A 19,629-nucleotide genomic window follows, 5' to 3' on the forward strand; every position below is an offset into this window, starting at 1 on the left:
GCTGATCAGCTGAGCCCGGCATCTCGGCGGCGACGGCTCACAACGAGGAGCGTCGCGCCGAGTGCCAGCGCCCCCGCCCCGACGGCCAAGGGCAGTGCAAGCCCACCGCCGGTGCGGGGCAGGTCTCCGTCCCCACCCGCCGAGGCGGTCCCAGAGGAGTCCGAATCATCATCCGTTCCTGCGGCGTTCGCCTCGGTCGCATCTGCCTCGGCGCCGGAGTCGGCGGTGCCGGCAGTTTCCGCACCTTCGTCCGAACCGTCCGAATCGCTCTCCGAACCGTCGGCTTCGGCTCCCGCCGCGCCGGCGTCTGCGTCTTCTCCCGCGCCATCTGCATCGACTCCGGCGCCGGCCTCTGGTCCGGCATCGGAACCATCCGCTTCAGCCCCGACCCCCGCACCGGCGTCTGATTCGGCGTCCGAACCATCCGCCTCGGCGTCGGCTTCTGTTCCAGCCCCGCCATCCGCGTCTGCACCGGCGTCGTCATCCGGGGCTGGATCTTCCGCCTCGGCGCGCCTGAGTTCGACATCGTCGATCTGCTCGGCTGCGGCCTGCGCTTCCGCGCGTTCACCATCGGCCGGCGCTCCGCCTGCCGGCACCTCATAGGTCGTCGCTCGCAGCGCTTCGTCGCTGACTCGAACCCGGGTGAAGGCGGGCACGTCGTTGTGGACGCTCTTGCCTTCCCAGTCGAGGCCGGGAACGTAGCCATAGAACTTCGACCCCGATGACGAGGTCAGCGTGAGGTAGAGCGTCTGCCCGTCTTCCTTCTCCTCCTCGGCTCCCGCTTCGGAGCCCTCAACGGGCTTGCCTTCGCCGTCCATGAGGAAGGTGCGGTTGTAGATGTGGTCGTGGCCGGAGACGACGAGGTCGATGTCATTGCGGGCCGCGACCGGAGGGATCTCCTTCCGCAGCCGCTTCACATCGAGGTCATCCCAGTGCGTGGCCGTCGAATAGATCGAGTGGTGGAATCCGAGAACCGTCCAGCGTGCCTGGTCACCGTGCTCGGCGACGACTTCGTCGATGAAATCGGCGTGGGCGTCCATGTCCGAACTGTTCGAATTGATGTTGAGGAACAGGACTCCGTCCTCGATGAACCAGTAGTCGCCGCCGGAGGTGATGACGCCGCCACCGCCGTGGTCCTGGCTGACATTGGGTCGGTTGAAGTGCTGTTCGTAGGCTTTCGATGACACATCGTGGTTGCCGATCGTCGTCGCCTGCGGGATCGTCCGGGTGGCTTCCGGTGCCAGGTACTGTGCGTACTGCTCCTGGTTGCCGGCGGAGTTGACCTGGTCTCCCAGCGAGTAGAAGAAGCTCGGGTCGTCGGCGGTGGCCACGGCCGAACTCAGGGTCCGGTCCCAACCGGCGGCGTCGTCGGGGTCTCCGCCTCCGGCGCCGACCTGGGGGTCGCCGAAGACGAGGAATTCGTCGTCTCCTCCGGACGATCCTGTGGTGAACTGCTGCACCTCGGTGAATCCGTCCTCTTCGTTGCCGACCTGGTAGGCGTATTCGGTGTCGGGCTCGAGGTCGGTCATGTTCGCATGGTTGAAGTGACGCTTGAGGTCGGTGGCAAGGCCGGAGTCCGTGGTCACAGCCCTGTCAGCATCGGCGGGGAGCTTTCCGCCGTCGACCTCACTGGCCGGCGCCCACCGGACCTCTCCCCCACCGGAGCTCTCACTCATCCACGAGAGGTTGCGCGCAGTGGGGTCGGCGCCGACCTGCAGCACCGCATCGGTGATCGCTTCGCTTCCCGCATCCGCCTCGGCGGGCGAATCCGTCCGGTCCGGGCTGGGAGTCTGAGCAGTGTCGGCATTCGTGCCCTGGGTCGCGGTCGACCCTCCGGAACCGAGAGATGGTTCGGCACGCACGGGCACCGGGGCCGCCACCAGAGCGGCGAGCAGGGTAGCGGCGGACAGGGCACTGAGCGGTCTCTTCAGTCGATGCGTATTCACCCGCCTATTCCTACTGACCAGTAGTGTCCGGTCGTTCGAGGACCGTCGACGGGAAGGGAAACGGGAAGTGAATCCTCGATGACCGACCCCGGACTCCGCGTCGTTTCCGATCCCAGCCTCCGCGTCGCTCCCCTGTTGTACAGTGGTGGCTACGACAGGGGAGCGCCGTCAGGGGCGCTGAGAGTGCAGAAGAAGCTGCAGACCCTCGAACCTGATGTGGTTAGCACCGCCGAAGGAAGTCGAGACTCTTCACCCCTCCTTGAAATGAGGAGGCACGATGCCGAATACCACCACGCCGAACACCACCCCCACCTCTTCACGCGCCCTCACCGCGGCGCCGAAATCCAAACAGTGGCGGGTGGTCGACTATGTCACCACCGCCGTTCTCGGCATTGCCGTGGGGCTCGTGTTCTGGGTGTTGGCGCTGAGCTGGAAGGTCCTCGAACTCGCCTTCCAGGCATTCCCGCCGTCGATCGGTCTCATCGCAGGACTCTGGGTCCTTGCTGGCCCGCTGGCCGGGGCGATCATCCGCAAACCCGGTGCCGCGCTCCTGTGCGAACTCATCGCCGCCATCGTCGAAGCCGTCCTCGGCTCCCACTTCGGAGCGACAGTTCTGCTCTCGGGTCTCCTGCAGGGCCTCGGTGCCGAACTCGTCTTCGCCGCCTTCGGCTACAAGCGCTTCACCCTGTGGGTCACCGCGGCCTCGGGGATGCTGGCCGCGGCGTTCATGGCCGTGAGCGAGAACATCATGTACAACGCGGAATGGCAGTTCGGCTTCCAGGCGATCTACGCCGTCTGCGCGATCGTCTCCGGTCTCGGCATCTCCGGAATCGGCGCTTGGTTCGCCTACCGGGCGATCGCGGCCACCGGAGCGCTCAGCTCCTTCGCTTCCGGCCGTCTGCGCTGATGGCACTGCCGATCACGGCTTCCGGCTTCTCGTGGACGCACACCGACCGTGACGTGCCTGCGGTCGGTCCACTCGATCTGCAGATCGCCGCCGGTGAGAAAGTGCTGCTGCTCGGTGCCTCCGGGGCCGGCAAATCGACGTTCCTCCACGCCGTCGCCGGCGTCCTGCCCGAGGAATCGGGTGAGGCCACCGGTGAACTCCTCGTCGGCGGTGAGGAACCGAACCCTCGCCGAGACAGCACCGGGCTGGTCCTCCAAGATCCCGATTCGCAGGTGATCTTCTCCCGCATCGGTGATGACGTGGCGTTCGGGATGGAGAACCTCGGATTCCCGGCCGAGGCAATCGAGGCTCAGGTGCCCAGATCTCTGCAGGCGTTGGGGCTCGATCTGCCGCCGGAGCATCCGAGTGCTGCGCTGTCCGGTGGGCAGAAGCAGCGGCTGGCTCTGGCCGGGGTCCACGCGATGGCCCCCGAGGTCATCGTCCTCGACGAGCCGACGGCCAATATCGATCCCGCCTCGGCGACCGAGGTCCGCGATGCCGTGCTCACCGTGCAGGCCGCGACCGCGGCGACAATGCTCGTCGTCGAGCACCGGGTCGAACTGTGGATCGATCACGTCGACCGGGTCATCGTGCTCGGCCGCGAAGGCATCGCAGCCCAAGGTCCGCCCGCGCAGGTCTTCTCCGATCCCGACCTGACCGAAACACTCGTCAACTGCGGAATCTGGATGCCGCAGCACTCCCCCGCCCCGCGCCGAGGCGGAACCGCAGGAATCGGCGGAACGTCGGGCCGCCTCGGCGAGGTTCTGCTGCGCACAGATCGGCTCAGCGTTGCCCGACCGCGCATGGCCACCCCCGCTGCGACCGACCTGGACCTGAGTCTGCGCGCTGGTCAGGCGCTCGGAATCGTCGGTGCGAACGGGGCGGGCAAATCGACCACGGCCCTGACCTTGGCGGGCCTGCTGCCCGAATTCTCCGGGCAGGTCCTCGCCGAGGCGGCCCTGCGAGAAGGAGCCAAACGACCCCGGCCGTTCGCCTGGCCGTCGAAGCAGCTGGCGGCGCGTATCGGCATGGTCTTCCAGGAACCGGCCCACCAGTTCCTCACCTCGAGCGTGGCGGCCGAACTCGAGCTGGGTCCGCGGCTGGCCGGGTGGTCTGCCGCCGAGTCTCGAGCTCGGGTGGATGAGCTTCTTGAGGGACTCGGGCTCACCGGGTTGGCGCAAGCTCATCCGCAGAGTCTCTCCGGCGGGGAGAAGCGTCGCCTGTCGGTGGCGGCGATGCTGGCTCCCCGGCCCCGGGTGCTCATCGTCGATGAGCCGACTTTCGGTCAGGATGCGCTGACGTGGGCGGGGCTGGTGGAAATGTTCGTCGATGCCTTGGAACACGGTTCTGCGGTGGTCGCGGTCAGTCATGATCACGCGTTCCTCGAAGCCATCAGTGCCGATCTCCTCGAGCTCGGCGACCGCAGCAGCGCAGAACGTTTCAGCGACAGTGAGTCGGATTCGCATGTCAGGGCGGGTGATCGCGGTGAGTAAGGGCCTGGACCAACACGTTCACTCGTCCCCCGAGGTCGCCGTACAGGATCCGGGGCAGCTCATCCCCGTGGTGCGTTCGACCGCTTTGGGTCGGTGCAATCCGCTGACGAAGATCGCAGTGGCTCTCATCCTCATGGTCGGGGCGCTGCTGAGCATCGATCTCGTCTCTGCTGGAGTGGTGCTGCTGGCAGCATTGCTGGCTCTGCCGGCGACGGGACTCGATCTGGTGGCCGCGGCCAAGCGCCTGTGGTTCCTTCCGGCGGGCGCCCTGCTTGCGGCCTGGGGCACGGCGCTGTTGGCGGAGAAGACCGGGGATGTGGTCGTCGATGTCGGCCCCGTCCTGTTCACCACGGGATCACTGGCCGCGGCCGCGGCGATCTTCGTCCGTGCCCTGGCGTTGGCGATCCCACTCATTGTGCTCGCGTCGACGATCGATCCGCGTGACCTCGCCGATGCGCTCATTCAGCACCTGCGGCTGCCGGAGGTCGTCGTGATCTCCGTTCTGGCGGCTTCTCGCCTGCTCGGACTGCTCGTCAGTGAGTGGCAGATTCTGGCGATGGCCAGGCGGGCCAGAGGCGTCGCCGGCGGTTCGCTTCTGCGGCGCACGGGCAGCCTCTTCAGCGGGGTGTTCGTTCTGCTCGTGGTCTCGATTCGCCGGGCAACGACCTTGGCGATGGCGATGGAGGGACGGGCTTTCGGTCGTCCGGGCCGCACCTGGCGCCGGCGATCGAGTTTCGCGACCCGAGATGTCGTGGCGGTGTTTCTCAGTCTGGCTGTCTGCGGGATCGCGATCGGTGCGGCTCACATGCTCGGAGTCTGGAACCCGATCATCGGCTGAGGCGGATCGGGTGTCTCGGAGCTGCCGTGCTCACGAGAAGTCGGAGCCGTTCCGCTGCCGGTCGGTCAGAGCTCAGAGCTGTTTGAGGAGGTCCTTGCCGAAGGCCCGCCATTCCTCCAGGGCTTCGGGGCTGGGAAGCTTCGACGTGGTGAGGACGAAGAGGGTTTTGTCTTCGCTCTTCGTCTCAGCGGCGGCTTCGACCTTGATGCCGCCGTCGAGGTTGGCTCGCCAGAAGGAGCGCTTCGCCGTCTCCGAGGTGCGGGGATCACCGTCGAGGGCCACCTCGTTGAGGGTGTCGCCGACGAGGGACGCGAATTTTTCGATGAGTGCGGAACGATCGCCGGGGATGGTGCGGGACACGGCGACATCGAAGGTGCCGTCGGCCCGCTGGCCGGGGACGCGGCGTCCGATCTCCTGCTCATAGGCGACGACGGCTCCTTGGACCCACCAACCGTGGTTGTCGACCTTGCCGTCGAACTGGGGATAGAGAGCGTCGGCGAGTTCCTTGTGACTCGCCGACGCTCCTCCGGCCGCTTCCAAGCGAGCACGGGTGTCGGCCCATGGTTCGTCGAGGGCCTTTTCGATCGATGCGATGTTCTGCGCTTTGGTCGCCATGGCAGAAGTCTATGTGCTCGATCGACCCGTGATGAAGGTGTGGAAGGCGATCAGTCGATCTTGAGTTCGCCCATCTCGTCCCAGCCTTCACCGTCGATCTTGCGGGAGATGATCTTCGGGGTCGTGGCCAGGTGCGGGCGCATCGATTCGAGACCGGCGGCGAAATGGTCGCTCTTGACATGAGGTTCGGCACCTTCGTCGGTGAACGCTTCGACGAGCACGAACTCGTTCGGGTTCTCCAAGCTCTTCGACCATTCGAACCACAGGTTGCCGGGCTCTTCCCGCACGGCCTCGGTGAAGGCGCGCACCGCCTCGGGGAACTTCTCGACGCTTTCGGGTTTCACGTCATATTTCACGACGATGAAGATCATGATCATTCTCCTTCAGCTGATCAGCAGTACGGGTCGATCCCAGCTTAGTTCGGCCGCCATCGCGAATCGATCGGCTCACAGCCTTTCGGCGATGAGGACGAGGAAGTCGCTGTCAGCTTCGAAGGGACGGAGTTCCCAGGTGGAGAACTTCTGGTCGACGAACATCCCCGTGGCTTTGACGTCTTCGATGAAGTCGTCGAAATCGTACCCGCGTCCGGCACCGAAGCCGGACACGAATCGACCGCCGTGTTTGAGGGTCGATTTGATGTTGCCGAGGGTCTGCCGACGCGAGGCGGGATCGAGGAAGGACAGGACGTTTCCGGCGCAGAACGCCACGTCGATCTCGGTGATTCCGGCACCGGCGAAATCGAAGTCGGCGAGGTCGCCGGTGTGCCATTCCCCGCTGGGGAAGTCCTCCTCGGCGACGGAGATGAGGAACTCGTCGAGGTCGACGCCGAAGACGGTGTGCCCTTCGTCGATGAGCAGCCCGCCCGCCCGTCCGGTTCCGCAGCCGGCGTCGAGGATGCGCGATCCCCGCGGGGCCATGGCGTTGACGAACCTGGCCTCACCGCCGATGTCATGTCCAGCGGCCGCGAGATCACGCCACCGCTGCGCGTAGTTCGCCGAATGGTCGGGGTTGGCCCTGCGTACCTTGTTCCACTGATGGTCGAAGCTCATGCCCTCATCCTAGGCCGGAACCTCAGGCGAAGATGTCGGTGACCACCTTGGCGACGGCCCGGACCGGATCGCTGGGGTCCGGGGAGGTCAGCACGATGATCTCGCGTCCGCCCGCCTTCGCGACCGGGTGGAGGTCGACGTCGGACCCGCCCAACGACATCATGATCGGCGTCGCCAGGGTCAGGCCGAGCCCGGTTCCGGCGAGCGCCAACGCGACCGCGGTGTCCGTGACGATGTGGGTCTCCTTCGCATTGATTCCCAGCGCCGAGGTGGCCAACCGCATCGCGCGACCGAAGAGCTCCTCGGCCGGTGGGAGGATCCAGTCGGCCTCGGCCAGATCGTCGTCGCTCGGCCGGGACGTCCCCACGGGGACGACGATGCCGAAGTCCTCCTCGGCCACAGCCTCCCAGCGCAGCCCGCGCATCGGCGGCAGCGGCGCAGCTGGGTAGTTGATCCCGATGCCCAGATCGATGACCCCGTCGATGACGGCGGCCGACATGGTCTCGACATTGATCTCCCGCGCCCGGACTTCGATATGCGGATGGCGCTCGGCCAGCGCCCGCACCACCTTCGGCAGCGCCGTCGTCGATGCCGATCCGAAGACGCCGAGGGTGACGATGGCCTCGCTGCGGAAGTCCCGGCCGAGCATCGCCATCTCCGCCTGCTGCTGAGCGGCGAGGATGTTCCGTGCCCTGGGCAGCAGGGTGCGCCCGGCTTCGGCGAGGACGAGCCCGCGGCCGCGACGTCGGAACAGGTCGGAATCGACGACCCTGCTCAACGCTGAGATGTGCTGGGACACGGCCCCGACGCTGTAGCCGAGGTGGTCGGCCGCCCGCGTCATCGACCCGAGTTCGGCCACTGCGACGAACGTCCGCAGCTGTCCGAGCGTCCAGGTCATGGCGGCACTCCCCTGTCTTTAGGTTTCTTGAACACTATGTTCACAAACTCTCTCTTGTCCTTAAGTGTGATGGCAACCACAATGAAGTCAAGACGCAAACGCCGACATCGCCGTCGGCACTCTTCGTTTCCTGGGCGACCAACGACGGTCGCCCCGGCAGCAGACAGCGAGGTGAACCGTGGAATCCCCCACCGCATCAACCACCACCCCTGACACCGACGGGGTCCCCGACACGTCCAGAGCCTTGCCCACCGAAGCCTCCGTCGTCATCATCGGCGCCGGCGTCATGGGAGCGGCCATCGCCTACCACCTGGCCGAACGCGGAGTCCGCGACATCGTCATCGTCGAGCGCGACACCCCCGGAGCCGGATCGACGTCGAAGGCCGCCGGAGGTGTGCGCTGCCAATTCTCCGACGAGGTCAACATCGCCTTGGCCGCCCGCGGGCTCGAAGTGCTGCGGAACTTCGAGACCGATTTCGGCGTCGACATCGATCTGGTCAGCAACGGCTATCTGTTCCTCCTCGACAACGATGACGACGTGCGCGCGTTCACCGACAATGTGGCCCTGCAGCAGCGGATGGGCCTGGATTCGCGGATGCTCACCGTCGCCGAGGTGGCCGAACTAGCCCCATTCGTCAACACCGACGGGCTGATCGCCGGGGCGTTCAACCCCGGCGACGGCCACTGCACCCCCGAGGCCGTCGTCGCAGGCTTCGTCACCGCCGCCCGCGAGCGCGGGGTCACGGTGGTCAAGAACTGCGAGGTCACCGGATTCGACACCGACGGCGGGACGGATCGCAGAGCCACCTCGGTGATCACGAATCAGGGCACGATCAGCTGCGAACAGGTCGTCGTCGCGGCGGGAGCCTGGTCCGGCCCCATCGGCGACACGGCCGGGGTCGACCTGCCCGTGAAGCCGCTGCGGCGGGAGATCATGGTCTCCGAACCCGTCGATTTCGACACCTCGCGGATGCCCTTCACGATCGACTTCTCCACCAGCTACTACGTCCACCCGGAAGGGTCCGGGCTGCTGTTCGGCTGCCCCGATGAGGTCGATGACTGGTCCTTCAACGACAAACGCGACCCGAACTGGCTGGCCGCCCTGGCCGAGCACATCGAAGCCCGCACCCCGGAACTCGGCGATGTCGAAGCAAAACACGGGTGGGCGGGACTGTATGAGATGACGCCTGACCACAATGCCCTCATCGGCGAGGCCGAGGAGAGGCCGGGATTCTTCTACGCCTGCGGGTTCTCCGGTCACGGCTTCCTCATGGGCCCGGCCGTCGGGGAGGTCGTCGCCGACCTCATGACCGGCCGCACCCCCTTCGTCGACGTGACCCCCATGGACAAACGACGCTTCACCACCACCGGACTGCGTAAGGAGCTCAACGTGATCTGAGTCCTCGCACACCCGCCCCTCACATCCCGCCTCCCCACAACGACTGAACACCGCCGACCGGCCAAGCCGCCGATCGACACAGCGGAAGACGAAAGGACAGCAATGACCGCACTGCCCACCGATCAGACCATCACCGACCTCCTCACCTCAGGACTGAGCGCCTGCGGAGTGGACGCATCCGTCCTCAAGGGGTCGGCCGCCTCGGCGAGCCTGCCTGCTCGCTCCCCCATCACGGGACAGGATCTCGGCACGATCGCCGCGGACACCGCGCAGACGGCGGCGGACAAGATCGCCGCGGCCCAGACCGCGTTCGAGACCTGGCGGGACGTGCCCGCTCCGGTCCGCGGTCAGCTGGTGCAGCGGTGGGGACAGCTGCTCGGCGAGCACAAGGAGGATCTGGCCAAGATCATCACCGTCGAAGCCGGCAAGACCCCCTCCGAGGCAGCCGGCGAAGTCCAGGAGATGATCGACATCTGCGAGTTCGCGCTCGGTCAGTCCCGGCAGCTGTGGGGCAAGACCATGCCCAGCGAACGGCCGGGTCACCGACTCATGGAGACGTGGCATCCCCTCGGCATCGTCGGCGTCATCTCCGCCTTCAACTTCCCCGTGGCCGTGTATTCCTGGAACACTGCCCTGGCCCTGGTCGCCGGTGACGCGGTCGTGTGGAAGCCTTCGGAGAACGCCGTGCTCGCAGCGCTGGGGGCGCAGTCCCTGCTGGCCCGGGCCGCCGCCGAGGTGGGGGCACCGGAGAACCTCGCGCCTGTCCTCGTCGGCGGCCGGGACGTCGGCGATGCCATGGTCCGGGATGAACGCGTGGCCTTGGTCTCGGCGACGGGATCGGTGCGGATGGGTCGCGAGGTCGGTCCCGTCGTGGCCGAGCGCTTCGGCAAGATCCTGCTCGAGCTCGGCGGCAACAACGCCGCCATCGTCGCCCCGAGCGCCGACATCGACCTGGCGCTGCGCGGAGTGGTCTTCGCGGCCGCCGGAACCGCCGGCCAGAGGTGCACGACGCTGCGGCGGCTCATCGTGCACGAGTCCATCGCGGACGAGTTCGTCGACAAGGTCGTCGCCGCGTACAAGACGCTGAGCATCGGCTCGCCGACTGATGAAGGAGTGCTCGTGGGACCGCTCATCAATTCGGGTTCGTACGAGGCAATGCAGGCGGCCCTCAAGCAGGCAGAGGCAGAGGGCGGCGAGATCCTCTGCGGAGGCGGTCGAGTGCTCGCCGATGAACGCCCGGATGCTCACTATGTCGAACCCGCCGTGGTGCGGATGCCCAGTCAGACCGCAGTGGTCAAGGAAGAAACTTTCGCACCGATCCTCTACGTCGTCACGTATTCGGATCTCGATGAGGCGCTCGAGATTCACAACGGGGTGCCGCAGGGGCTGTCTTCGGCGATCTTCACTGCCGAACTCGCCGAGTCCGAGAAGTTCCTGTCCCGTTCCGACTGCGGAATCGCCAACGTCAACATCGGTACCTCCGGTGCAGAGATCGGCGGTGCCTTCGGTGGTGAGAAGGAGACCGGCGGCGGACGCGAGTCGGGTTCGGATTCGTGGAAGGCCTATATGCGTCCGGCCACGAACACGATCAACTACTCCGGCGAGCTGCCACTGGCGCAGGGAGTCGAGTTCCTCTGAGAGAGCTGTGTCCCCTGAGCGCGGTGAGATCCTCGTCCGGTGGGTTGCTCGAAGCGCGGACGGGCCCACCGGCGACTCTTCACGTCGTTCAAGGGCCAGCGCTGATATCACGTGGTACACGACGCGATATCCGCGCTGGCTCTTGAACGATCGACTCTCGTGCAGGACTGTGTCCTCAGCGTTCGCTGCTCACGCTCTCGCCTGTCTCTGCAGTCGAGGATGCAGAATCATGCTCACGCTGGCCGTCCGCACGCTCCCGTCGCCGGTGGTTGCGGAGAATGAAAGCGAGGCAGAGCAGTGAGCAGGCGGGAAAGACTACGAGCGAGAGAACCCAGGGCCCGCCCGAGCGGAGGTCCTCTTCACCCGACAGCGCCGAGGTTGCCAAGGCGATGCCTGCCCTGAAAGCCATGATGATGTTCCTCATGCTGCGCACCCTACGTTTCAAGGTCACAAAACACAAGACTCCTTACCTGCAAGACAGCACTTTAAGCGTCGATCAAGGCTAGGCGCGGATATCGTTCCGTACACGAGGCGATATTCGCGCTCAGCCTTGAACGACGGAGTTTCTTGAGCGAAATGCCGAGCCAGCGATCGGGCCGGCAAGAAGCGCACATTGCCTGGCACCGGTACGACCTCAGGAACCGGACGGCTCTCGACTCAGCTGTCCGGTAGACCGAACCGAGTGACGCTGAGCTCGGCTCGGGCCTGTCTGCTTGACCACAGATCCGGGTGCGGCCGCGACTTCACAACCGCCGAGGACTAAAATCGAGTCTGGACCAGTGAACGCCGACGAAACCCTGCACCCCGCCTAAGGAGACCCCTGTGATTGAGCTGAAGACGCCCGCCGAGATCGACAAGATGGCGGTGACCGGCCGTTTCGTCGCGAAGACCTTGGCCGAGCTGACCTCGATCGCAGAACCGGGCATGGACATCATGCACCTGGAGAAGACCGCGCGGAAGCTCATTGAGGATGCCGGAGCGAAGTCCTGCTACTGGGACTACGCCCCCTCTTTCGGCTCCGGCCCCTTCCGCAACGTCATCTGCCTGTCCGTCAATGACGGCGTCCTCCACGGCAAACCGCACAGCTATGTCCTCAAGGACGGCGACCTGCTCACACTCGACTTCGCCGTATCCATCGACGGCTGGGTCGCCGACGCCGCCCGCTCCGTCGTCGTCGGCAACGGCAGCGACGAGGACCAGCGCCTCATCGACACCACCTGGGCCGGTCTCGAAGCCGGAATCGGTGCCGCCCAAGCAGGCAACCGCCTCGGCGATATCTCGAAGGCCATCGGTGACGTCGCCGATGCCCACCGCATCCCCGTCAACCTCGACTTCGGCGGCCACGGCCTCGGCCACACGATGCACGAGGATCCGCACGTGCCCAACCGCGGCAAGGGCGGTCGCGGGCTGGTCCTCAAACCAGGCCTGACCCTGGCGATCGAACCCTGGTGGTCGTTCACCTCGAAGAAGCTCTCCGTCGACAAAGACGGTTGGACCCTGCGTCTGGCCGATGGTTCGAATGGTGCCCATTCGGAGAACACGATCGCCATCACCGAGGATGGTCCCCGAATCCTCACCGCGCTCGACTGATCGAGCTCCGGGCTCCCATGTCAGCGGCCCGTGCCAGAATTGCGGTATGTCTTTCACATGCTCGGAATGCGGCTATTCGACGGTCAAATGGTTGGGACGCTGCCCCGAATGCCAGGCCTGGGGCACCCTTGAGGAAAAGGGCGCGAACTCGTCGAAGGTGAAGACTAAGGTCAAGAAGTCCAATGCGGCGAAGCCGATCAGCGAGATCGACTCGACCCTCGCGCAGGCGAGATCGACGTTCGTCCCCGAGTTCGATCGGGTGCTCGGCGGTGGCATCGTGCCCGGCGCCGTTGTCCTGCTCTCCGGCGAGCCGGGGGTCGGCAAGTCGACGCTGCTGCTCGACGTCGCCGCGAAGATCGCCATGTTCGGGGTCAAGGTCCTCTATGTCACCGGTGAGGAATCCGCCGGTCAGGTGCGACTGCGCGCCGAACGGATCAATGCCCTGGCCGACTCACTGCTCCTCGCTGCTGAGACCGATCTGGGTTCGGTCCTGGGAATGATCGAATCCGAACAGCCGGAGCTGCTCGTCGTCGACTCGATCCAGACGTTGGCATCGTCCGAGGTCGAAGGCATCCCCGGCGGGGTCACCCAGGTCCGCGAAGTCGCGTCCGCCCTCATCAGGGAAGCCAAGGCCCGGTCTCTGCCGACTGTGCTCGTCGGCCACATCACGAAGGACGGCACGATCGCCGGTCCTCGCCTTCTCGAGCATCTCGTCGATGTCGTGTGCACCTTCGAAGGTGAGAGGCATTCGCGTCTGCGCATGCTGCGAGCGGTGAAGAATCGTTTCGGCCCCACCGACGATGTGGGCTGCTTCGATATGGAGGAGAACGGGATCAAGAGTCTCGAGGACCCTTCGGGGCTGTTCCTCTCGCGCAGCGGTGCGAACCCGCCCGGCACGTGCCTGACGGTGACGCAGGAGGGCAAGCGTCCGCTCCTCGTCGAAGTCCAATCACTCATCACAGAATCCGCCGGCGGCCAGTCCCGTCGTTCGGTCTCCGGAGTCGATTCCTCCCGGGTGGCGATGATGCTGGCTGTGCTCAGCCAGAACGTCGCGCAGGCGAACCTTGCCAAGAGCGATGTCTTCACCGCCACCGTCGGCGGAGCGAAGCTCTCCGAGCCGGCCAGCGACCTCGCGATCTGTATGTCCCTGGCCTCGGCACTGCTCGGCAAGCCGCTGGCCCGCCACCTCGTCGCGATCGGCGAGGTCAGCCTGTCAGGGGAGATTCGCAATGTCCCCAATCTCGGCCAACGCCTCAACGAGGCCAAACGGCTGGGCATCACTCACGCTGTCGTCGCCAAGGGAGCGATGACCAATGTGGCGGCGCCGGACAAGATGGAAGTCGAGGAGTGCGAACACATCGCCGGAGCGGTCGAACTCATGCTGACGAAGAAGGCTCTTCGGGGTCAGAAGTGAGAAAGTCCGGGACTTTCGCTTGGTTTTGGAGCATCCTGGTGTCATGACCACGACAGTTTTTCCAGCCTTCCGGACCACCGATGCCGCAGCGACGATCGACCTGCTGGTCACGCTCGGGTTCACCGAAAGACTGATCGTGCGCAATGAGCACGATCCGGCGCTCGTCGAGCATGCCGAGTTCGCGTTCGGTGACAACGGCGGCATCATGTTCGGTTCGGTTCGCAACGACGGGTCGGCCCTCGATTCGGTGGGCGGCAGCTCGATCTACGTCGTCGTCGACACCGAACGCGAAGTCGACCAACTCTACCAGGAGATCGTCGACATGGGGCATGCGATCGTGCGACCTGTGGCGACTCAGGTTCACGGCGGCCGCGAATTCGACTTCCGCGACCACGATGGAAACTCGTGGGGAGTCGGCTCCTACCGCGGTGCCTGAGGACTCAGTCCTGCGGTTCCTCTGACTGCTTCTCATCCGAGGAGTCCTTCTCGCCGGATTCCTTTTCCGACTTCTTCTCCTCGTCGGCTTTCTTCTTCTCCTCCGCGGCCTTCTTCTCCTCGGCCTTTTCGGCGGCGCTCTTCTCGAGCGTGAACTTCGTCGGTTCGCTCTTCTTGTCATCGAGCTTCACAATGAGCTCATAGTCACCGGGGGCGAAGTCATCGTCTTCGCGGTTGCAGTTCTTGTCGACCTTGATCCGGTTCCACTTGAGCTTCGCGGTCTTCTCCGACTGCGGTGCGAACTCCGTGGAAGCTTCGGCATTCTCGTCTTTCGCCGCCGCGCAGTACTCCGACGACCACACGACGTCACCGTTCTTCTCGACGATGAATTCCTGCTTGTCGGTGCCGACTTCGATGAGGCAGGTGGCGGTGTGCCCGTTCTCGATGACCATGCCGAATTCGGGTTCTTTCCCGTCCTTCACCTTTTTCGGATCGACCTTCGCCTTCAGTGAGACCTTGTCCTCCGGGCACTTTCCGCTCGCTGCCTTCTTATCCGGCACGGGTGCCGCGGTCGTCGATTCGGCCGGGGTCGTCTCTTCGGCAGCGACCTTGTCCGATCCTTCGCTACGGCCGCCGATGGCTTTGACGATTCCGACGATTCCGAGGACGAGAAGCCCCAGGACGAGGAGGCTGGCCACAGCAAGCGTGATGCGGCGTCGACGGTACACGTGAGCAGGCAGCTTCCCGCTAGACTGGCGAGGCTGTCCGGCAGCTCTGTTCGGCTGCGAACCACGATTGGAAGGAGTCATCGCTTTGAGCCTAGGCCGAAGCGAATGAGCATCCAAATGACACACCGAGCCGGTCCCGAATCGAATCCCTCCGGGTCGACCTCCACCTTCCCCGAGGTGTCCGAACCTGTGCTCAGACGAGTCCAGGACACCATCATCGCCTGGTTCGAGGACACCGCCAGGGACCTGCCGTGGAGGCACCCGAAGACGAGTGCCTGGGCAATCCTCGTCAGTGAGATCATGTCCCAGCAGACCCCTGTCGCCCGAGTCGAACCGCGATGGCGTGCGTGGATGGACAAATGGCCGACACCAGCCGACCTCGCCGCCGCCCCGACCGCCGAAGTCCTCCACTCCTGGGATCGCTTGGGCTATCCGCGCAGAGCGCTGCGACTGCAGGAAGCCGCCGAAGTCATCGCCGCGGACCTGGACAACCGGGTTCCCGAAACCACCGAAGAGCTCGAACGACTGCCGGGCATCGGGTCCTATACCGCCGCCGCGGTCTCCTCCTTCGCTTTCGGTCGAAAGACGACCGTGCTCGACACGAACGTGCGTCGGGTCCTCATCCGCCTCTTCGCGGGCCGAGAACGCCCCACCACCTCACCCGGCCGGAAAGAGACCGCTTGGGCGGCGGCCCTCGTACCCGAGGATAAGCACGTTGAGTGGAACGCCGGAGTCATGGAATTCGGGGCTCTCGTCTGCACGGCACGCAATCCCGACTGTCCCGCCTGCCCGCTCCAGGACATCTGCACATGGAACCGATTGGGAAGACCCGCCTCGGCGACGAAACCGAAGACTCAGAAGTGGGCAGGCACCGATCGACAGCTGCGCGGTGCGATCATGGATGCCCTCAAGGCAGCGCACGTCGCCGGAGACGACCGACACGGTGTCCGGCTCGACGTCTTCACCGCTTCGGTGACCGACTTCGACCCGGTGCTTCTCGACTCACTGGCCGAATCGACGGCCACGGCGGTGGCGCGAGTGCGTGAACTCAGTGCGGACCCGGACAGGATCAGTCGGCTCATCTCCGACCTCGTCGACGACGGTCTGGCACAACAGGTCGATGGCCGATTGGCACTGCCGAACAGCTGAATCAGGACCCGAACGCGGCAAACGTCGCCACTGGACGGTGCGTGTGCGGCAGTCGCCTACACCGACCGGTGAGAGCGTGGCCAAGACCGACGCCCGCCTGTGACGGGCAGGATCAGGGTCTGGCTCAGAGGTATTTGATCATCCGTGAGTTGCCCAGGGTGTTCGGTTTGACCCTGGCCAGGTCGAGAAACTCTGCGACGCCCTCGTCGGTGGAGTGAAGCAGCTCGACGTAGACCTCGGGTGAGACGGGGATGCCCTTGATCGGTTCGAAGCCGAGCGAACCGAAGAAGCCGGTCTCGAAGGTCAGGCAGAACACCCGGTCGACTCCGATCTCACGGGCATCGGCGAGCAGCTGCCTGATGATCGCCTTGCCCACTCCCCTGCCGCGGTAGTCCGGTGACGTGGCGACCGTGCGCGCCTCGGCGAGATCCGCCCAGATGATGTGCAGGGCGCCGCAGCCGGCGAGGATCTCGGAACCATCGGGCTGTGGGTCGACGACCAGCCAGAACTCCTGCAGCGACTCGAAGTAGGTCACCGTGTCCTTGGCGAGCAGGATCCGCTCACCGGCCAGTGGGGCGACCAGGGCTTCGATGCCTTTGACGTCGCCGGTCCTCGCTCGTCGCAGGTACAGACCTCCGCGGAGTTCGTGCTTGGAATGGTGGTCCTCGGAGATCCGTCCGTGATCGAAGTCGCCTGCGTGTGAGCTCATACCGACATTCAACACCATCACCGGAGGCGAACACGAAAGAGTCCGGGGAGCCGGCTGCTGCCGACTACCCGGACTCTCACGCGTTATCCGAGAAGGTGATGAACGATCAGGCCGAGGTCTCCGAGGATCCGCTCGAACCTGACGAACCCAGACCTGCGAGTTCGCCTTCGTCATCCTCAGCGGGCTTCAGGCTCTCGGTCTCGATGCCTTCGAAGGTGAACTCAGCGTCCTTTCCTTCGCCCTTGACGTCGACCTTGATGGTCTGACCGCGGCCGATCTCCTTGAACAGGATCTTCTCCGACAGAGTGTCCTCGATCTCGAGCTGGATGGTCCGACGCAGCGGACGGGCACCCAGGACGGGATCGTAGCCGCGCTCGGCGAGCAGATCCTTCGCCTTGGCCGTGACGTCGACCTTCATGCCCTGATCGGCCAGACGGACGTCGAGACGCTCGAGGAAGAGATCGACGATCTTGATGATCTCGACCATGCTCAGCTGCGGGAACACGATCGTGTCATCGACACGGTTGAGGAACTCGGGACGGAAGTGCTGCTTGAGCTCTTCGTTGACCCGCTGCTTCATCCGGTCGTAGTTGGTCTTCGTGTCACCCTCGACTTGGAATCCGAGCTGGAGTCCGCTCGAGACATCACGCGTACCGAGGTTGGTTGTCATGATGATGATGGTGTTCTTGAAGTCCACCTCACGACCCTGCGAGTCGGTCAGTCGACCATCTTCGAGGATCTGCAGCAGCGAGTTGAAGATGTCCGAGTGGGCCTTCTCCACCTCGTCGAAGAGGACGACCGAGAACGGCTTCCGGCGGACCTTCTCCGTGAGCTGACCGCCCTCTTCGTATCCGACATATCCCGGAGGTGAACCGAACAGTCGCGAAACTGTGTGCTTCTCCGAGTATTCGGACATGTCGAGGCTGATGAGCGAGTCCTCATCGCCGAAGAGGAACTCCGAGAGAGCCTTGGCCAGCTCGGTCTTGCCGACGCCGGTGGGGCCGGCGAAGATGAACGAGCCGGAGGGGCGCTTCGGATCCTTCAGCCCGGCGCGGGTACGACGGATCGCCCGCGAGATCGCCTTGACCGCATCGTCCTGACCGATGACGCGCTTGTGCAGCTCGTCTTCCATCCGCAGCAGACGCGAGGACTCTTCCTCGGTGAGCTTGAAGATCGGAATGCCGGTGGCAGAGGCGAGCACTTCGGCGATGAGATCGGCGTCGACGACCTTCGAGGTGTCGGTGCCGGACTTGCGCCACGCCTCGGTCTGCTCTTCCTTCTCCTTCTGCAGCTTCATCTCGGAATCGCGTTCCGAGGCCGCCAGTTCGAAGTCCTGAGCATCGATGGCGGCTTCCTTGCGGTGGCGGGCCTCGAGGATCTTCTCCTCCAGGTCACGCACCTCCTGGGGAACCGACAGACGCGAGATGCGCAGCTTGGCACCGGCTTCGTCGATGAGGTCGATCGCCTTGTCCGGCAGGTACCGGTCATTGATGTAGCGATCGGACATGTTGACAGCCGCAGCCAGAGCTCCGTCGGTGACGGTGACCTTGTGGTGCGCTTCGTACTTGTCACGCAGACCCTTGAGGATCTCGATCGAATGCGCCAGCGACGGTTCGGGAACCTGGATCGGCTGGAACCGGCGCTCGAGAGCGGCATCCTTCTCGATGTGCTTGCGGTACTCGTCCAGCGTGGTCGCACCGATGGTCTGCAGCTCTCCGCGAGCCAGCATGGGCTTGAGGATCGAAGCGGCATCGATCGCACCTTCGGCGGCTCCGGCACCCACCAGGGTGTGGATCTCGTCGATGAAGAGGATGATGTCGCCGCGGGTGCGGATCTCCTTGAGCACCTTCTTCAGACGTTCCTCGAAGTCACCGCGGTAGCGGGAGCCCGCGACCAGCGAACCGAGGTCGAGTGTGTAGAGCTGCTTGTCGGCGAGGATCTCGGGGACATCGCCGTTGACGATGGCCTGTGCGAGTCCCTCGACGACAGCCGTCTTGCCGACACCGGGTTCGCCGATGAGGACCGGGTTGTTCTTCGTCCGGCGCGAGAGGATCTGCATCACGCGCTGCATCTGCTCGTGCCGGCCGATGACCGGGTCGAGCTTGGCCTCGCGGGCCGCAGCGGTGAGGTTGGTGCCGAACTGGTCGAGCACGAGCGACCCCGAGGGAGTTCCCTCTTCGCGGCCGCCGGCGGACACGGGTTCCTTGCCCTGGTAGCCCGACAGCAGCTTGATGACTTCCTGGCGGACGCGTCCGAGGTCCGCGCCGAGCTTGACGAGCACCTGCGCAGCAACGCCTTCGCCCTCACGGATGAGGCCGAGCAGAATGTGCTCGGTGCCGATGTAGCTGTGACCCAGCTGCAGTGCTTCACGGAGGCTGAGCTCGAGGACCTTCTTCGCCCGCGGGGTGAAGGGGATATGGCCGCTCGGAGCCTGCTGTCCCTGACCGATGATCTCCTGGACCTGGTCGCGCACCTGCTCGAGGGAGATGTCCATGCCCTCGAGTGCCTTCGCTGCCAGACCTTCACCCTCATGGATGAGGCCGAGCAGAATGTGCTCGGTGCCGATGTAGTTGTGTTTGAGAAGTTTCGCTTCTTCCTGCGCGAGCACCACGACGCGTCGTGCTCGGTCGGTGAACCGCTCGAACATATTCATCCTCCTCGGTCTTCTGATTCTTCTGAGCCTAACCACCACGACCGCGGTTCTATTGCAGTTTTCGCCATCAGCCGAAACCGTTTGGCTGTGGGCGAAATTCTCTAGACTCGAGACCCACACAGCAACGTC

Annotated in this window: 18 protein-coding genes and 1 riboswitch; of the genes, 9 read left to right on the forward strand and 9 right to left on the reverse strand. The window is 64.9% G+C overall.

The features are described 5' to 3' along the window. Positions 1 to 5: 5 nt before the first annotated feature. A complete protein-coding gene (locus tag SB749_RS13030; protein WP_410710670.1) occupies positions 6 to 1,946 on the reverse strand; it encodes a fibronectin type III domain-containing protein in 1,941 nt (646 codons plus the stop codon). 146 nt (positions 1,947 to 2,092) lie between these two features. Further along, positions 2,093 to 2,201: riboswitch (TPP riboswitch) on the forward strand. A gap of 22 nt (positions 2,202 to 2,223) precedes the next feature. On the opposite strand from SB749_RS13030, the gene SB749_RS13035 reads away from it, so the two are divergent. Genes SB749_RS13035 through SB749_RS13045 form a run of 3 tightly spaced genes read left to right on the forward strand, consistent with a single transcriptional unit; the run spans position 2,224 to position 5,223 of the window. Continuing rightward, entirely contained in the window at positions 2,224 to 2,853 is a 630-nt protein-coding gene (locus SB749_RS13035) for an ECF transporter S component (RefSeq protein WP_410710671.1), read from the forward strand. After that, the gene (locus SB749_RS13040; RefSeq protein WP_410710672.1) at positions 2,853 to 4,385 is read left to right on the forward strand and encodes an ABC transporter ATP-binding protein; all 1,533 of its coding nucleotides are present in this window, start codon (positions 2,853 to 2,855) and stop codon (positions 4,383 to 4,385) included. The genes SB749_RS13035 and SB749_RS13040 overlap by 1 nt, the downstream gene beginning before the upstream one ends. Continuing rightward, entirely contained in the window at positions 4,378 to 5,223 is an 846-nt protein-coding gene (locus SB749_RS13045) for an energy-coupling factor transporter transmembrane component T family protein (protein WP_410710673.1), read from the forward strand. Before SB749_RS13040 ends, SB749_RS13045 begins: the two co-directional genes overlap by 8 nt. Before the next feature lie 72 nt (positions 5,224 to 5,295). Here SB749_RS13045 and SB749_RS13050 read toward each other — a convergent pair whose 3' ends face one another. The 4 genes from SB749_RS13050 to SB749_RS13065 all read right to left on the reverse strand — a co-directional run bounded on the left by SB749_RS13050 (position 5,296) and on the right by SB749_RS13065 (position 7,785). Continuing rightward, entirely contained in the window at positions 5,296 to 5,838 is a 543-nt protein-coding gene (locus SB749_RS13050) for a hypothetical protein (RefSeq protein ID WP_410710674.1), read from the reverse strand. A gap of 50 nt (positions 5,839 to 5,888) precedes the next feature. Further along, a complete protein-coding gene (locus tag SB749_RS13055; protein ID WP_039206485.1) occupies positions 5,889 to 6,209 on the reverse strand; it encodes a putative quinol monooxygenase in 321 nt (106 codons plus the stop codon). 75 nt (positions 6,210 to 6,284) lie between these two features. Beyond that, the gene (locus SB749_RS13060; protein ID WP_139468637.1) at positions 6,285 to 6,887 is read right to left on the reverse strand and encodes a class I SAM-dependent methyltransferase; all 603 of its coding nucleotides are present in this window, start codon (positions 6,885 to 6,887) and stop codon (positions 6,285 to 6,287) included. A 22-nt stretch (positions 6,888 to 6,909) separates the two neighbouring features. Then, positions 6,910 to 7,785, reverse strand: coding sequence for a LysR family transcriptional regulator (locus SB749_RS13065; protein WP_410710675.1), 876 nt, complete (start codon positions 7,783 to 7,785; stop codon positions 6,910 to 6,912). A gap of 178 nt (positions 7,786 to 7,963) precedes the next feature. Between SB749_RS13065 and SB749_RS13070 the strand changes: the two genes are divergently transcribed. Continuing rightward, positions 7,964 to 9,184 carry an NAD(P)/FAD-dependent oxidoreductase gene (locus tag SB749_RS13070; protein ID WP_410710676.1) on the forward strand — a complete coding sequence of 407 codons (1,221 nt, stop codon included), beginning with the start codon at positions 7,964 to 7,966 and terminating at the stop codon, positions 9,182 to 9,184. Between the two features lie 102 nt (positions 9,185 to 9,286). After that, positions 9,287 to 10,822, forward strand: a complete 1,536-nt coding sequence (locus SB749_RS13075; RefSeq protein WP_410710677.1) for an aldehyde dehydrogenase family protein — start codon at positions 9,287 to 9,289, stop codon at positions 10,820 to 10,822. 175 nt (positions 10,823 to 10,997) lie between these two features. On the opposite strand, the gene SB749_RS13080 is transcribed toward SB749_RS13075, so the two are convergent. Beyond that, the gene (locus tag SB749_RS13080) at positions 10,998 to 11,231 is read right to left on the reverse strand and encodes a hypothetical protein (protein WP_410710678.1); all 234 of its coding nucleotides are present in this window, start codon (positions 11,229 to 11,231) and stop codon (positions 10,998 to 11,000) included. Positions 11,232 to 11,644: 413 nt separating this feature from the next. Between SB749_RS13080 and map the strand changes: the two genes are divergently transcribed. Genes map through SB749_RS13095 form a run of 3 tightly spaced genes read left to right on the forward strand, consistent with a single transcriptional unit; the run spans position 11,645 to position 14,262 of the window. Continuing rightward, positions 11,645 to 12,412 (forward strand): type I methionyl aminopeptidase, encoded by a 768-nt coding sequence (gene map / locus SB749_RS13085; RefSeq protein ID WP_410710679.1) that lies wholly within the window; start codon positions 11,645 to 11,647, stop codon positions 12,410 to 12,412. A gap of 46 nt (positions 12,413 to 12,458) precedes the next feature. After that, on the forward strand, positions 12,459 to 13,826 hold the full coding sequence (radA, locus tag SB749_RS13090; protein ID WP_410710680.1) for a DNA repair protein RadA: 1,368 nt from the start codon (positions 12,459 to 12,461) through the stop codon (positions 13,824 to 13,826). A 43-nt stretch (positions 13,827 to 13,869) separates the two neighbouring features. Continuing rightward, positions 13,870 to 14,262, forward strand: a complete 393-nt coding sequence (locus SB749_RS13095) for a VOC family protein (RefSeq protein WP_410710681.1) — start codon at positions 13,870 to 13,872, stop codon at positions 14,260 to 14,262. Positions 14,263 to 14,266: 4 nt separating this feature from the next. Here the strand turns inward: SB749_RS13095 and SB749_RS13100 are convergent, their stop codons facing one another. Further along, positions 14,267 to 15,070 carry a hypothetical protein gene (locus SB749_RS13100; protein WP_410710682.1) on the reverse strand — a complete coding sequence of 268 codons (804 nt, stop codon included), beginning with the start codon at positions 15,068 to 15,070 and terminating at the stop codon, positions 14,267 to 14,269. Between the two features lie 36 nt (positions 15,071 to 15,106). Here SB749_RS13100 and SB749_RS13105 point away from each other — a divergent pair, with 36 nt between their 5' ends. Beyond that, entirely contained in the window at positions 15,107 to 16,138 is a 1,032-nt protein-coding gene (locus SB749_RS13105) for an A/G-specific adenine glycosylase (protein WP_410710683.1), read from the forward strand. A gap of 124 nt (positions 16,139 to 16,262) precedes the next feature. On the opposite strand, the gene SB749_RS13110 is transcribed toward SB749_RS13105, so the two are convergent. Both SB749_RS13110 and SB749_RS13115 read right to left on the reverse strand, forming a co-directional pair. Further along, positions 16,263 to 16,847 (reverse strand): amino-acid N-acetyltransferase, encoded by a 585-nt coding sequence (locus SB749_RS13110; protein WP_410710684.1) that lies wholly within the window; start codon positions 16,845 to 16,847, stop codon positions 16,263 to 16,265. A 106-nt stretch (positions 16,848 to 16,953) separates the two neighbouring features. Further along, positions 16,954 to 19,494, reverse strand: a complete 2,541-nt coding sequence (locus SB749_RS13115) for an ATP-dependent Clp protease ATP-binding subunit (RefSeq protein WP_139468746.1) — start codon at positions 19,492 to 19,494, stop codon at positions 16,954 to 16,956. Between the last annotated feature and the right edge of the window lie 135 nt (positions 19,495 to 19,629).

Source organism: Brevibacterium sp. SIMBA_078 (assembly GCF_046534565.1).
GTDB lineage: Bacteria > Actinomycetota > Actinomycetes > Actinomycetales > Brevibacteriaceae > Brevibacterium.

Excerpts from the sequence above, each read along its gene's own strand:
- SB749_RS13055 (WP_039206485.1), bottom strand. The coding sequence starts at position 6,209 with ATGATCTTCATCGTCGTGAAATATGACGTGAAACCCGAAAGCGTCGAG.
- SB749_RS13050 (WP_410710674.1), bottom strand. The coding sequence starts at position 5,838 with ATGGCGACCAAAGCGCAGAACATCGCATCGATCGAAAAGGCCCTCGAC.
- SB749_RS13095 (WP_410710681.1), top strand. The coding sequence starts at position 13,870 with ATGACCACGACAGTTTTTCCAGCCTTCCGGACCACCGATGCCGCAGCG.
- SB749_RS13065 (WP_410710675.1), bottom strand. The coding sequence starts at position 7,785 with ATGACCTGGACGCTCGGACAGCTGCGGACGTTCGTCGCAGTGGCCGAA.
- SB749_RS13100 (WP_410710682.1), bottom strand. The coding sequence starts at position 15,070 with ATGACTCCTTCCAATCGTGGTTCGCAGCCGAACAGAGCTGCCGGACAG.
- SB749_RS13115 (WP_139468746.1), bottom strand. The coding sequence starts at position 19,494 with ATGTTCGAGCGGTTCACCGACCGAGCACGACGCGTCGTGGTGCTCGCG.
- SB749_RS13060 (WP_139468637.1), bottom strand. The coding sequence starts at position 6,887 with ATGAGCTTCGACCATCAGTGGAACAAGGTACGCAGGGCCAACCCCGAC.
- SB749_RS13110 (WP_410710684.1), bottom strand. The coding sequence starts at position 16,847 with ATGAGCTCACACGCAGGCGACTTCGATCACGGACGGATCTCCGAGGAC.
- SB749_RS13075 (WP_410710677.1), top strand. The coding sequence starts at position 9,287 with ATGACCGCACTGCCCACCGATCAGACCATCACCGACCTCCTCACCTCA.
- SB749_RS13105 (WP_410710683.1), top strand. The coding sequence starts at position 15,107 with ATGACACACCGAGCCGGTCCCGAATCGAATCCCTCCGGGTCGACCTCC.
- SB749_RS13040 (WP_410710672.1), top strand. The coding sequence starts at position 2,853 with ATGGCACTGCCGATCACGGCTTCCGGCTTCTCGTGGACGCACACCGAC.
- SB749_RS13035 (WP_410710671.1), top strand. The coding sequence starts at position 2,224 with ATGCCGAATACCACCACGCCGAACACCACCCCCACCTCTTCACGCGCC.
- SB749_RS13080 (WP_410710678.1), bottom strand. The coding sequence starts at position 11,231 with ATGGCTTTCAGGGCAGGCATCGCCTTGGCAACCTCGGCGCTGTCGGGT.
- radA (WP_410710680.1), top strand. The coding sequence starts at position 12,459 with ATGTCTTTCACATGCTCGGAATGCGGCTATTCGACGGTCAAATGGTTG.